This is a genomic window from Streptomyces sp. SAI-170, from assembly GCF_049739565.1.
In the GTDB taxonomy this organism is placed as follows: Bacteria; Actinomycetota; Actinomycetes; order Streptomycetales; family Streptomycetaceae; genus Streptomyces.
The window spans coordinates 5,501,075-5,513,672 of sequence record NZ_JBMGQD010000001.1 but is presented as its reverse complement, the minus strand read 5'-3'; the positions used below and the strand labels follow the sequence as shown (position 1 = coordinate 5,513,672).

The window sequence follows — 12,598 nt, the reverse complement described above, 5'->3', positions numbered from 1 at the left end:
CGCACTGTCGGAGACGGCTGCCGCACTGCGATCCGATCAAGATCCAGACACGGCCGGTGCGAATGTCGGTGCCGACAGCGATACTTGCGGCGACGGATGACCATGGGGGAGGTCAGCAGTGACACACCCGCCGAAGAGCAGCGCGGCGCCACCGGTGCCGCCGACGCAGGTCGGCGCGCCCGGCGTGCCCGCCCAGCCGGGGCCCGGTGGCCGCTCCGGTGTGCCCGTCAGCCCGGACACCGCGGCCGCCCCGCGCAGGACCGCCTTCGCCGAGGGCGTGGACCGGCTGCGCGCGGCCGCGACGACCGAGCCGGGCCGGCTGCGCATCATCGGCGCGGTCCTGGCCGCCCTGGTCGTCGCGTTCGGCGCCGTCACCGCCTGGCAGACCTCCGACCGCGCGTCCGCCGCCGACGCGGTGCTGCACGAGAGCCAGCCGCTCAGCTCCGCCGCGGCCGACATCTACCGCTCGCTCGCCGACGCCAACACCGCCGCCTCCAGCGGCTTCCTGGCCGGCGGCCAGGAGACCGAGGCGTCCCGCGACCGCTACGAGAAGGACATCCGCAGCGCCGCCGCGGGCCTGGTCGAGGCCGCGGAGAACTCCGAGCCGGACTCCCCCGCGTCCGCCACCATCGCCGAACTGAACCGGCTGCTGCCCGAGTACAAGGGCCTGATCGAGCGCGCCCGCGCCAACAACCGGCTCGGCTACCCGCTGGGCGGCGCGTATCTGCGCTACGCGAACGACAAGATGCAGACCGAGATGCTCCCGGCGGCGGAGAAGCTGTACGTCTCGCAGAACGAACGGCTGCGCGCCGACTACGCGGACGCCACGCCCTACCCGTGGCTCGCGATAGGCGCCGGCGTGCTCGCGCTCGGCGCGCTCGGCTGGGCGCAGCACCGCAACTACCGGCGCACCAACCGGGTCCTGAACCACGGCCTGGTCGCCGGCACGGCCGCCACCGCGGTGGTGCTGCTGTGGGTGGTGGTCGGGCACACCGTGGCCCGGGCGGGGCTCAACGACTCCTACGACCACGGCGTGCGCTCGCTGAACGTCCTCAACGACGCCCGGATCGCCTCCCTGAAGGCCCGCGGCAACGAGAACCTGACACTGGTCAACCGCGGCGCGGAGACGGTCGAGGTGAAGCCGGGCGAGTTCCAGGACAAGTTCGACGTCGCCTTCAAGGACTCGATGAAGGACCTCGCCGCCGGGCTCACCGCGGCCGAGGGCCTCGCCGACGACTCCGCAGGCACCGAGCCGGTGAAGGCGGCGGGCGGCAACATGAAGGAGTGGCAGTCCCGGCACCAGGACGCCCGGGACGCCGACGACGCGGGCGACTACCAGACCGCACGCGACAAGGTCATCGGTGAGGCGGCCGACAAGCCGACCGGCGAGTGCTTCGACGCCGTGGACCGCAATCTGGACGTGGCCCTCAAGCACGAGCTGAGCCAGTTCGAGCAGGCCGCGGACGGCGGCCGGGACGCCATGACCGGCCTGACGGTCGGCGCAGCCGTCCTCGCGGTGCTGGGCGCGGCCGGCGCCCTGATCGGCATCGGCCGCAGGCTGTCGGAGTACCGGTGAGAGGGGGCGTGACGATGCGGGCACGACAGTTGCGCGCCGGCCTGAGGGGCTGGGGCGGCGTGGGTGCGATGGCGGTCGTGTGCGCCGTCGCGGCGGTGTTCGCGCTGCTGCTGCCGCTCACCCAGCCGCACGGCGACGGCAGCACCGGCGTCGGCGGCCCCGGCCTCGCCGACGGCACCCAGGTCAGGGCCGACGACTGCGAGGCCCCTCAGAACCAGAGCCTCGCCCCGTCCTCCGCCGAAGGCGCCTCCGTGGCCGCGATCAAGAAGCGCGGCTATCTCTCGGTCGGCGTCGACCAGAACAGCTACCGCTGGGGCTACCGCAACCCCAACAGCACGGACGAGGACGTGCAGTTGGAGGGCTTCGACATCGACCTCGCCCGCCGCATAGCCACCGATCTGCTCGGCTCTCCCGACAAGATCCGCTTCAAGGCGATCCCCACCAACCAGCGCGTCCCGGCGATCCAGAGCGGCCGCGTCGACATGGTGGTGCGCACCATGACCATCACCTGCGCCCGCCTGGAGCAGGTCGCGTTCTCCGCGCCGTACTTCCTCACCGGCCAGCAGGTCCTCGCCCCGGTCAGCTCCGACATCGAGGGCTACGACGGCAGCCTCGCGGGCAAGCAGATCTGCTCGGCCGCCGGTTCGACGGCGTACGACAAGCTGGACGAGGACAAGAAGGCGGGGAAGCTGGACGCCTCGGCGGACATCTCCACCACCGTCCCCAACCAGCTCGACTGCCTGGTGCGGCTCCAACTCGGCCAGGTGGACGCGGTGGTGACCGACAGCGCGCTCGCCGCCAGCCAGGCCGCGCAGGACCCGACGGTGGAACTCAAGGGCGAGCGGTTCACGACCGAGTACTACGGCGTGGCGATGAACCAGAAGGCGACCGATCTGGTCCGCCGGGTCAACCGGATACTGGAGCAGTACCGCACCGACCCGGACGGCTGGCGGGCCTCCTACGACCACTGGCTGCGGCCCACGCTGGGCGCGGACTCCGAGTCGGCGACCGCGCCCGTACCGACGTACCAGTAGGCGACACCGCGCGGCCGGACGTACGGGACGGACGGACGGACCACGCGACACGAAGCGACGAGAGGTGATCGATGGGCGCGGGACCCACCGGGCCGGTGATGGACCGGGACGAGGTGGACCGTGCGCTGGCGCGGCTCGGCGCGGAGCACGAGGCGATCGAGACCTCGCTCCTCGCCCTGCAGGACCACGCGGGCCGCAGACTCCTCGAGGGCGCGCAGCTCACCGGCGTCACCAAGGAGCGGTGGGACACCACCGAGGCGTCCATCACCCTGCTGTGGTCGTACTTCGACGCCTACACGGCCGCGCTGCGCTCGGCGCGGGAGATCCGCGCCCGGCGCCGCTGGTCCAGCCGTGAGGACCTGGTGGAGCTGACCGAGCTGCTGCACGGCACGTCCGTCACCGTCCCCGGCTCGGGCTCGGGTTCGGGCCGGCTCAGCGAGAGCTTCTCGCTGGCCGGTCTTGTCGACCGGATGAACGAGCTGTACGCCGCCTCGCTGGACATGGTCGTCGCCGCGGACGCGGTGTGGTCGGCGCTGCCCGCCCGGATAGATCTCCTCGCCGCGGAGCTCCAGCGCACCCGGCAGCTCGCGCACTCGGTCGGCGTACGCCCCGGGGAACACCCGGCGGGCGACGACCTGGAGCGCATCACGCGCACGCTCGCGCAGTTGCGTGAGGAGGTGGTGTCCGACCCGCTGGCCCACTGGGTGCCGGCCGAGGGCAGTTCGGCGCCCGGCGGCGGCCGTCCGGACACCACGGTGTACGACCGTGAGGCGCGCGCCCTGGAGGAGGTGCGCCGGGAGATCGACGCCGTGCTCACCGTGCGCCAGGACGCCGAGCAGCGGCTGATCCGGCTGCGGGACGTCCTCTCGCGCGCGGACCGCACACTGGCCGAGGCGCGCACCGCGCGCGGCGAGGTCCTCGCGAAGATCGCCGCCACCGAGGTGCCGGTGGTCAGCGGGCCGCCGACCGTGCTCCAGGAGCAACTGGCCACGGCCGCCGAGTTCCGCAGGACGGCCCAGTGGCACCGTCTGTCACCGCTCCTGGAGTCCCTCGAGGTGAAGGCGGAGGACGAACTGCTGCGCGCCCGCGAGTCGTTGACGGCCGTCACCGCACCACTGGCGGTACGGGCCGAACTGCGCGGCCGGCTCGACGCGTACAAGGCGAAGGTCGCCCGGCACGGCCTGGCGGAGGACCCGCTGCTGGTCGAGCGGTACGACGCCGCGCGGCGCATGCTGTGGAGCGCGCCGTGCGACCTGCGCGTAGCCGAACAGGCCGTGCTGCGCTACCAGCACGCGGCCGCCGAACTGCTGGGCGGCGGCACCCGCGTGCCCGAGCAGGGCGGGCCCGAGGACCGCAGAGGCTAGGGGGAGTTGGTCATGAGTCAGGCACAGCAGACCTGTCAGCGGCCGGGCTGCGGCGGCGCGTACGAGGACGTCGGCGGCGGCGAGCTGTACTGCGACACCTGCGGTCTCGCGCCGGTGGTGTCGGCGTCCGGCCTCGTCGGTTCGGCGCCGACCGGCATCACCGGCGGCGGCAACAGCTCGTCGAGCAGCGGAAGTTCCCGCTCCGGCTCACGCGCCAGCTCCCGTACGTCGTCGCAGTCGTCGAAGTCGCGCCGCTCGGTGTCGGGACGGCTCTCGCGCTCGCTGTCGGGCGCCGCCACCAGCCGTTCGGTGTCGGTGCGCAGCTCCGGCTCCGCCTCCGGCAGCTCCGGCCGCGGCCGGCTGGGCGCGGGCCTGGTGCAGGTGCCGCAGGTGCCGCGGCCCGACCCGCGCGCGATGGTGCTGGAGAACCCGGAGGTGCCCGAGCGCAAGCGGTTCTGCTCGCAGTCCTCCTGCGGGGCCCCGGTGGGCCGGGCCCGCGGCGACCGGCCCGGACGCACGGAGGGCTTCTGCACCAAGTGCGGCCACCCGTACTCCTTCGTGCCGAAGCTGAAGTCCGGTGACGTGGTGCACGGCCAGTACGAGGTCGCGGGCTGTCTCGCGCACGGCGGCCTCGGCTGGGTCTACCTCGCCGTCGACCGGGCGGTCTCCGACCGCTGGGTGGTCCTCAAGGGCCTGCTGGACACCGGCGACCAGGACGCGATGGCCGCCGCGATCTCCGAGCGGCGCTTCCTCGCGGAGATCGAGCACGCCAACATCGTGCGGATCTACAACTTCGTCGAGCACCTCGACCAGCGCACCGGCTCCCTCGACGGCTACATCGTCATGGAGTACGTCGGCGGCAAGTCCCTCAAGGAGATCGCCAACGCCCGCCGTACGCCCGACGGCCACCGCGACCCGCTGCCGGTGGAGCAGGCCTGCGCGTACGGCATCGAGGCCCTGGAGGCGCTCGGCCACCTGCACAGCCGCAACCTCCTCTACTGCGACTTCAAGGTCGACAACGCCATCCAGACCGAGGACCAGCTCAAGCTGATCGACATGGGCGCGGTGCGCCGCATGGACGACGACGAGTCCGCGATCTACGGCACGGTCGGCTACCAGGCGCCCGAGGTCGCCGACGTCGGCCCGTCGGTGGCCAGCGACCTGTACACGGTGGGCCGCACGCTCGCCGTCCTCACCTTCGACTTCCAGGGCTACACCCGCGTCTACGCCGACTCGCTGCCCGACCCGGACACCATCGAGGTCTTCCGCCGCTACGAGTCCTTCTACCGGCTCCTGGTCCGCGCCACGGACCCCGACCCGGCGCGCCGGTTCGCCTCCGCGCAGGAGATGAGCGAGCAGCTCACCGGTGTCCTGCGCGAGGTGGTCTCCCTCCAGACGGGTCGGGCGCGTCCGGCGCTGTCGACGCTGTTCGGGCCCGAACTGCGGGTGACCGACACGGAGTTGGTGCCGCGGCTGGAGGGGGAGGTGTCGCGGCTGGGGACGCGCGAGGTGCGTTCGGGCCGGCGGGCTGCCGGCACCGGAGGTGCCGGGGCGGTCGGGGGGCCTCAGCCTGGTGGAGGCGCACAGGTGTCGGGCGCCGGAGGCGCGAGTGCGCTGGGCGCCGGAGGGGCCGGGCTCGTCAAGGCCGTCAACGCCCCGGCCGCCGCCCTCGCGCTGCCCGTGCCGCGGGTCGACCCGTCGGACCCCAACGCCGGTTTCCTGGCGGGCCTGTTGGCGACCGCGCCGACCGAACTGCTGGGCGCCCTCGCGGCGGCTCCCGCCCCGTCGATCGAGACGCGGCTGCGGCAGATCCGGGCCTGGCTGGACAACGGCGACGCGGCGGCCGCGCTCAACGCCCTTACCGGGCTGGAGGCGGAGCGGCCCGACGACTGGCGGGTCGTCTGGTACCGGGGCGTGGCCTCGCTGGTCACCGGCGACCGGGAGGGCGCGGCGCTCGCGTTCGACGCGCTCTACGACGCCTTCCCCGGCGAGACGGCCCCGAAGCTGGCGCTCGGCCTGTGCGCGGAGGTGCTGGGCCAGCTGGACAACGCCGCCGAGTACTACCGGCTGGTGTGGACGACCGACCCCGGCCATGTCAGCGCCGCGTTCGGGCTGGCCCGGGTGCAGCTCGCGACGGGCGACCGGCGGGCCGCCGTGACCACGCTGGAGTCGGTGCCGGAGTCGTCCATCCACTACACCGCGGCCCGGGTCGCGGCGGTCCGGGCCCGGCTGCGGCAGCGGACGGCGACCGCCGGCGACGTATCGTTCCTGGAGGATCTGACCGCCGCCGCGCGGCAGGTCGAGGCGCTGGACGCGTACGGTCTGGACCCGACCCGGCGCGAGCAGTTGTCGGCGGAAGTGCTCGGCTGCGCCCTGGACTGGATACTCTCCGGTGGCCAGGGTTCCGTTCCTCCCGCCGCCGGAGGACGGACGCTGCTCGGCAGCGGACTGGACGAGCGGGGCCTCAGATTCGGCCTGGAACGCTCGTACCGCACGCTGGCCCGGCTGGCGCAGGGCGGCGAGGAGAGGATCGACCTGGTGGAACGTGCCAACCGTTACCGCCCCCGGACATGGGTGTAATTGATGTCGCAGATGCCCCAGCAGGCCTCGTTGTCGAGGTGTCCGAGCTGTGCGGAGCCGCTGGAGTCGGGTGACCGTTTCTGCGGTGCGTGCGGATACGACCTGTCCGCCGTGCCCCAACGGCCCGACGACCAGCCGACCCTGGCCATGAACGGCTCCGCGCCGGCCGCCGCCGCGCCCTGGCCGGGAGCCGCCGAGCCGGACTCCTCCGACACCCCGGCCCCGGTGCACGTCCCGGCGGACCTCGCGGGCACGGACTCCGGCGGCGGCCCGCTGCACGTGGCCCCGCCCGTCCCGCCGCCGCCCGCCGCCGCTCCGGCCACTCCGGCCGCCCCGCCCGCCGCGGACGTACGCTTCGACCATCCGGCCACCGAGCCGGACGAGTACCCGCTGCAGGCCCCCGACCCGCGGGTGGCGGAGCTCGGCGGGCTGGGCGACGAGCCGACGCTGTGCGTGGCCTGCCGGGCGGGCCGGGTGGACGGGGACGGGTACTGCGAGAACTGCGGGCACGCCCAGCCGCGGGAGCGCGACCACATGGAGCAGGAGTGCGGCCCGGTCGCCGCCGTCAGCGACCGCGGTCTGCGCCACCACCGCAACGAGGACGCGTTCGCCGTGGCCAGGGCCGCGCTGCCCGACGGCACCCCGGCCGTGCTGGCCGTCGTCTGCGACGGCGTGTCCTCCGCGACCCGCCCCGACGAGGCCTCGCTGGCGGCGTCGCAGGCGGCGAGCGAGTCCCTGCTCGCGGCGCTGCCGCGCGGCACGCACCCGCAGACGGCGATGCACGAGGCGATCGTCGCGGCCTCGCACGCCGTCAACTCCCTCGCCGACGAGCCCGAGACGGCCCGTGAGCACGCCCCGCACCAGAACGCCCCGGCCTGCACCATCGTCGGCGCGGTGGTGACCGCCGGGCTGCTGGTCGTCGGCTGGGTCGGCGACAGCCGCGCCTACTGGGTGCCGCTGGACCGCTCCGCGCCCGCCGCCCGGCTCACCGAGGACGACTCCTGGGCCGCGCAGATGGTCGCCGCGGGTCTGATGAGCGAGGCCGAGGCGTACGCCGACGAGCGCGCCCACGCGATCACCGGCTGGCTGGGCGCCGACGCGTACGAACTGGAGCCGCACACCGCGTCGTTCAAGCCGGACCGGCCCGGCGTGGTGATCGTCTGCACCGACGGCCTGTGGAACTACGCCGAGGCTGCCGAGGAGATGGCCGACGCCGTCCCGCAGGACGCGGCCGTACGCCCGCTGCACAGCGCCCGCGTTCTGGTCGGCCACGCCCTGGACGGCGGTGGCCACGACAACGTAACAGTGGCCGTCGTGCCGTTCCCCGCGCCGCCCCAGGGGGCAGGATCGGCCTGAGGCTCGAAGGAGCCCGCGAAGCGCCGCACCACGCGTCACAGCACGTCACAGACACACACCACAGACACAACGGGGAAGCAGCGGCGGGCCGGAGGGGACCGGCCCGCCCACAGTCATCGGCCCCGCCGCGGTGGGGCCGTCGAGGGGGATTCACCACGCATGGCCAATTTCTCGAAGTCGAACGTGCCGCAGTTCTCGGTGGACGTGTACCAGAACGAGTACCTGCCGGAGGACGGCCGGGAGGTCAACGCGATCGTCACGGTCACCGCGACCGGCGGCGGCACCATCGGCACCGCGGTGACCGCGTCCCACGTCTACACCCACGGCCACGGCCCGTCCGCCGCGGTGGCCCTCATGGTCGACTGCTCGGGCTCGATGGACTACCCGCCGACCAAGATGCGCAACGCCCGCGACGCCACGGCCGCCGCGATCGACACCCTGCGCGACGGCACGCACTTCGCCGTGATCGGCGGCACCCACGTCGCCAAGGAGGTCTACCCGGGCGGCGGGCGCCTCGCGGTCGCCGACGCCACCACCCGCGAGCAGGCCAAGCAGGCGCTGCGCCGGCTCTCCGCGGGCGGCGGCACCGCCATCGGCACCTGGCTGCGGCTCGCCGACCGTCTGCTGTCCTCCGCGGACGTCGCCATCCGGCACGGCATCCTGCTCACCGACGGCCGTAACGAACACGAGTCACCCGAGGATCTGCGCGCCGCACTGGACGCCTGCGCCGGGCGTTTCACCTGTGACGCACGCGGCGTGGGCACCGACTGGGAAGTGAAAGAAGTCACAGGGATCGCCTCGGCCCTGCTCGGCACCGCCGACATCGTCGCCGACCCGGCGGGGCTCGCCGCCGACTTCACGCAGATGATGGAGACGGCGATGGGCAAGGAGGTCGCCGACGTCGCCCTCAGGCTGTGGACGCCGGTCGGCACGACCATCAAGTTCGTCAAGCAAGTCGCGCCCACCGTCGAGCAGTTGACCGACCGCCGCTCCGAGGCGGGGCCGCGCGCCGGGGACTATCCGACGGGTTCCTGGGGAGACGAGTCCCGTGACTACCACGTGTGCGTCGAGGTGCCGTCCGCCGGCATCGGCCAGGAGATGCTGGCCGCGCGGGTGTCCCTGGTGATCCCGCAGCCCGACGGCAGCGTGCAGAACCTGGGCGCACAAGGCCTTGTACGGGCCGTGTGGACCGACGACATGGCCGCCTCCACCTCGATCAACCCCCAGGTCGCCCACTACACCGGCCAGGCAGAACTGGCGCAGGTCATCCAACAGGGGCTGGATGCGCGCAAAGCGGGCGATTCCGATGGAGCAACGGCCAAACTGGGCCGCGCCGTTCAGCTCGCGAGCGCCTCCGGGAATGCCGATACTGCGAAACTGCTTGCGAAGGTGGTGGACGTGGTCGACGCGGCGACAGGTACTGTGCGACTGAAGGCGAAGGTCGCGGAGGCCGATGAAATGACCCTCGAGACCCGGTCCACAAAGACTGTTCGTGTAAAGAAGTAACGCCGTACGACCCTGTACGGCCCTTGTAGGACCCTTGCAGGACACGGAAGGAAAGGGGGACGCGCCGACATGCCGACCTGCCCGAACGGACACCAGTCGGGTTCCGACGACTGGTGCGAGGTCTGCGGTCACCGCATGGCCGGTGCCGTACCTCCCCCGCCGCCCCCGCCGCCCGCGCCGACCAGCGGCTACGGCTTCCCGCCGCCGCCTCCCGCACCGGGCGGCCCCGGCGGCGGGCCCGCCCCGCACCCGGGCGCGGCCCCGAACCGTGAGCCGGAGCTGTGCCCGCAGTGCCGTACGCCCCGTGAGGGCGGTGCGCCGTTCTGCGAGGAGTGCCGGTGGAACTTCCTCACCAACACGGCCACCTCGTACACCCCCGCGGCACCGCGCCCGCCGGCCGGTGGTCCGGGCGCGCCCTTCCAGCGGCCGCCCGCGGGGCCGTCGTACGGCGGCACGGACTCCTTCGACTACCAGGGCTCGCGCCCGTCCCAGATGAACCGGCCCGCCGAGCCGATCCCGCCCGGCCCGCCGTTCGGCTCCGACCCCTCGCGACCGGTGCCGCCTCCGCCGGGACCGACACCGGGTGCGCCGGGCATGCCCGGCGGTCCGGGTATGCCTGGTGGTCCTGGCTCGGGTCCCGCGTTCCCCGGTGCTCCGGGTCCGGGCGGTCCGGGTGGTCCCGGTGGTCCGGGGGCTGCCCCGGGCGGTCCTGGCTCGGGTCCCACGTTTCCCGGTGCTCCGGGTCCGGGCGGTCCGGGCTCGGGTCCCGCGTTCCCTGGTGCTCCGGGTCCCGGCGGCCCCGGCGGTCCGGGAGCTGCTCCGGGCGGCCCCGGCTCCGGTCCGACCTTCCCCGGCGCTCCGGGCCCCGGCGGCCCCGGCGCCCCCGGTGCGGGCCCCGGTGCTCCGCAGGCCTTCCACCGGCCCGGTCCGCCGCCCGCGCCCGCGTTCCCTCAGGAGAACGGCCGGCCGCACCCCGGTGGCGCCCCCACCGGCGGTGACGACGACTGGCTGCTCTCGCCGCCGTCCTCCACCGGCCCGGGCGGCCCCGGCGCCCCGCAGCCCGGCGGTTACGGCTACCCGCAGCCCGGCCAGGGCCAGGCCCAGGCCGCCCCGCCCGCGCCGCCGCGACCGGCGACCTGGACGGCGACGATCGGGCCGGACCGCGAGTACTTCATGGCGATGATGCAGCGCTCCGGGCCCGAGGCCGCGGGGCTGAACCTGCCCGCGTACTCGCCGGAGCAGCAGCGCACGCTGACCGGTAACCAGCTCACCATCGGCCGGCGTCGGCACTCCACCGGGGAGACGCCCGACATCGACCTGTCGGTGCCGCCGGAGGATCCGGGTGTCTCGCATCAGCATGCGGTGCTGGTGCAGCAGCCGGACGGCGGGTGGGCCGTCGTCGACCAGAACTCGACGAACGGTACGACCGTGAACAACTCCGAGGAGCCGATCCAGCCGTTCGTGCCGGTGCCGCTTCAGGACGGCGACCGGGTGCATGTAGGGGCCTGGACCACCATCACGGTGCGCCGCGGCTGAGCCCCGTCAGGGGCGATTCGGCAGGGGCCAGCCGTACGGCCCCGTCGGATCGTCCAGCCACGCCCAGGCGTGTTCGCCGGACACGGTGATGCCGTAGCGCTGCCTCCCGGGCCGGCCCTCCCTCTCCCACAGGGCGTACGCCTCCTGCGGGTCGAGGGCCCCCAGGGTCAGGGCCAGCAGGAAGCGGAACAGGTCGTCCTCGCGGGCATGCCTGGGGACGCCGGCCAGCGAGGCCGGGTCGGGGACGGGCCGGGTGCTGCCCCGTAGGGGGACGAAGTACGCGGGGGTGTTCAGGAAGCCTCCCTCGGCGTGTGTGGCGTCGGTCACCTCCAGCAGGACGAGGCCGGTGGCGAGCGGGGTCAGCACACGGCCGCCGGGCCGGCACTGTTCCAGCCACGCCCCGGGGATGCTCGGCAGCGCGCAGGTGGCGATGACCCGGTCGAAGGGGGCGCGCCCCGGCACCCCGCGAGCCCCGTCCCCGGTGACGACGAGCGGCTGATGGCCTGCCGCGTCGAGGTGCCGGCGCGCGGACTCGGTGATCTCCGGGTCGAGGTCGACGGTGGTGACGAGCGCGTCGTCGCCGAGGCGGTGGGCCAGCAGCGCGGCGTTGTAGCCGGTGCCGGCGCCGATCTCCAGGACGCGGTCGCCGTCGCGTACGCCGATCGCGGCGAGCATCTCCGCCATGAGCGAGGGCTGGCTGCTGGAGGACAGCAGCTCCCCGTCGCGCAGCCGGGTGGCCAGCGGCTCGTCGGCGTACGCGCCGCGCAGCCAGCGCCGGCGTGCCGCGGGGTCGGGATGCTCGGCCCAGCGGCGTTCGTATCCGCCGGCGACGGTGACGTAGTAGAACGGCACGAACAGATGGCGCGGGACGGCGCGGAACACCTCCCGCCACACCGGGTCGGCGTCGAACGCCCCGCTCGCGTCGATCTCCCGCACCAGGTCCGCCCGCGCGACGGCGGCGAGATCCTCCAGGTTCACGTCGGCAGTGCCCATGCCTCCACTGTCCTGCGCATCCCGGCCGGGGGCGAGCACCGCGGGTCCTAAGCCTTGAGTCCTCGGTCCCCCCGTCTGAGACCATGGGGGACGTGAGAGAGATTCGGCGCGGCACGCTTCAGGAGCAGACCTTCTACGAGCAGGTCGGCGGGGAGGAGACCTTCCGCCGCCTGGTCCACCGTTTCTACGAGGGAGTCGCCGAGGACCCGCTGCTGCGGCCGATGTACCCGGAGGAGGACCTGGGTCCGGCCGAGGAGCGCCTGGTGCTGTTCCTCATGCAGTACTGGGGCGGCCCCACGACGTACAGCGAGAACCGCGGCCACCCGCGGCTGCGGATGCGTCACGCCCCTTTCACCGTGGACCGCGCGGCGCACGACGCGTGGCTGAGGCACATGCGGGTGGCCGTGGACGAGCTGGGCCTGTCCGAGGAGCACGAGCGGACGCTGTGGAACTACCTGGAGTACGCGGCCGCGTCGATGGTCAACACCGCGGACTGAGTCCGAGGGCCCTCACACCGGCCCGACCCTGAATTCCGCATTCCGGTCCCTCTACGCCGATTTCCGGTCACAATCCGGTCAAGCCTGATCCACAAGCGCTTACCCCTGTCGCCGCCCTCTGACAGCATCGCCCGAAAGTCTGGCAACGGCGGTGGC

9 protein-coding genes are annotated in these 12,598 nt (G+C 73.7%); 8 read left to right on the top strand and 1 reads right to left on the bottom strand.

What is annotated here, in order from left to right:
• The first annotated feature begins 118 nt into the window (after positions 1 to 118).
• The 7 genes from RKD23_RS24705 to RKD23_RS24675 all read left to right on the top strand — a co-directional run bounded on the left by RKD23_RS24705 (position 119) and on the right by RKD23_RS24675 (position 10,952).
• Positions 119 to 1,576 (top strand): hypothetical protein, encoded by a 1,458-nt coding sequence (locus RKD23_RS24705; RefSeq protein ID WP_424855655.1) that lies wholly within the window; start codon positions 119 to 121, stop codon positions 1,574 to 1,576.
• A 14-nt stretch (positions 1,577 to 1,590) separates the two neighbouring features.
• Complete coding sequence (locus tag RKD23_RS24700) at positions 1,591 to 2,610, top strand: glutamate ABC transporter substrate-binding protein (protein WP_424855654.1); 1,020 nt, start codon at positions 1,591 to 1,593, stop codon at positions 2,608 to 2,610.
• A gap of 71 nt (positions 2,611 to 2,681) precedes the next feature.
• Positions 2,682 to 3,974, top strand: coding sequence for a hypothetical protein (locus RKD23_RS24695; RefSeq protein WP_424855653.1), 1,293 nt, complete (start codon positions 2,682 to 2,684; stop codon positions 3,972 to 3,974).
• Positions 3,975 to 3,986: 12 nt separating this feature from the next.
• Complete coding sequence (locus tag RKD23_RS24690; protein ID WP_424855652.1) at positions 3,987 to 6,554, top strand: tetratricopeptide repeat protein; 2,568 nt, start codon at positions 3,987 to 3,989, stop codon at positions 6,552 to 6,554.
• Positions 6,555 to 7,910: a PP2C family serine/threonine-protein phosphatase gene (locus RKD23_RS24685; protein WP_424855651.1), complete on the top strand. Its 1,356-nt coding sequence runs from the start codon at positions 6,555 to 6,557 to the stop codon at positions 7,908 to 7,910. It abuts the gene before it with no gap.
• A 159-nt stretch (positions 7,911 to 8,069) separates the two neighbouring features.
• Positions 8,070 to 9,416, top strand: coding sequence for a vWA domain-containing protein (locus RKD23_RS24680; protein WP_424855650.1), 1,347 nt, complete (start codon positions 8,070 to 8,072; stop codon positions 9,414 to 9,416).
• A gap of 69 nt (positions 9,417 to 9,485) precedes the next feature.
• Entirely contained in the window at positions 9,486 to 10,952 is a 1,467-nt protein-coding gene (locus tag RKD23_RS24675) for an FHA domain-containing protein (RefSeq protein WP_424855649.1), read from the top strand.
• A 6-nt stretch (positions 10,953 to 10,958) separates the two neighbouring features.
• On the opposite strand, the gene RKD23_RS24670 is transcribed toward RKD23_RS24675, so the two are convergent.
• The gene (locus RKD23_RS24670; RefSeq protein ID WP_424855648.1) at positions 10,959 to 11,945 is read right to left on the bottom strand and encodes a methyltransferase domain-containing protein; all 987 of its coding nucleotides are present in this window, start codon (positions 11,943 to 11,945) and stop codon (positions 10,959 to 10,961) included.
• A gap of 83 nt (positions 11,946 to 12,028) precedes the next feature.
• Between RKD23_RS24670 and RKD23_RS24665 the strand changes: the two genes are divergently transcribed.
• Positions 12,029 to 12,442 carry a globin gene (locus RKD23_RS24665; protein WP_404035743.1) on the top strand — a complete coding sequence of 138 codons (414 nt, stop codon included), beginning with the start codon at positions 12,029 to 12,031 and terminating at the stop codon, positions 12,440 to 12,442.
• Positions 12,443 to 12,598 lie beyond the last annotated feature (156 nt).

Coding starts and splice junctions, on each gene's coding strand:
- RKD23_RS24700 (WP_424855654.1), top strand. CDS start 1,591: ATGCGGGCACGACAGTTGCGCGCCGGCCTGAGGGGCTGGGGCGGCGTG.
- RKD23_RS24695 (WP_424855653.1), top strand. CDS start 2,682: ATGGGCGCGGGACCCACCGGGCCGGTGATGGACCGGGACGAGGTGGAC.
- RKD23_RS24690 (WP_424855652.1), top strand. CDS start 3,987: ATGAGTCAGGCACAGCAGACCTGTCAGCGGCCGGGCTGCGGCGGCGCG.
- RKD23_RS24680 (WP_424855650.1), top strand. CDS start 8,070: ATGGCCAATTTCTCGAAGTCGAACGTGCCGCAGTTCTCGGTGGACGTG.
- RKD23_RS24675 (WP_424855649.1), top strand. CDS start 9,486: ATGCCGACCTGCCCGAACGGACACCAGTCGGGTTCCGACGACTGGTGC.
- RKD23_RS24670 (WP_424855648.1), bottom strand. CDS start 11,945: ATGGGCACTGCCGACGTGAACCTGGAGGATCTCGCCGCCGTCGCGCGG.
- RKD23_RS24665 (WP_404035743.1), top strand. CDS start 12,029: ATGGGGGACGTGAGAGAGATTCGGCGCGGCACGCTTCAGGAGCAGACC.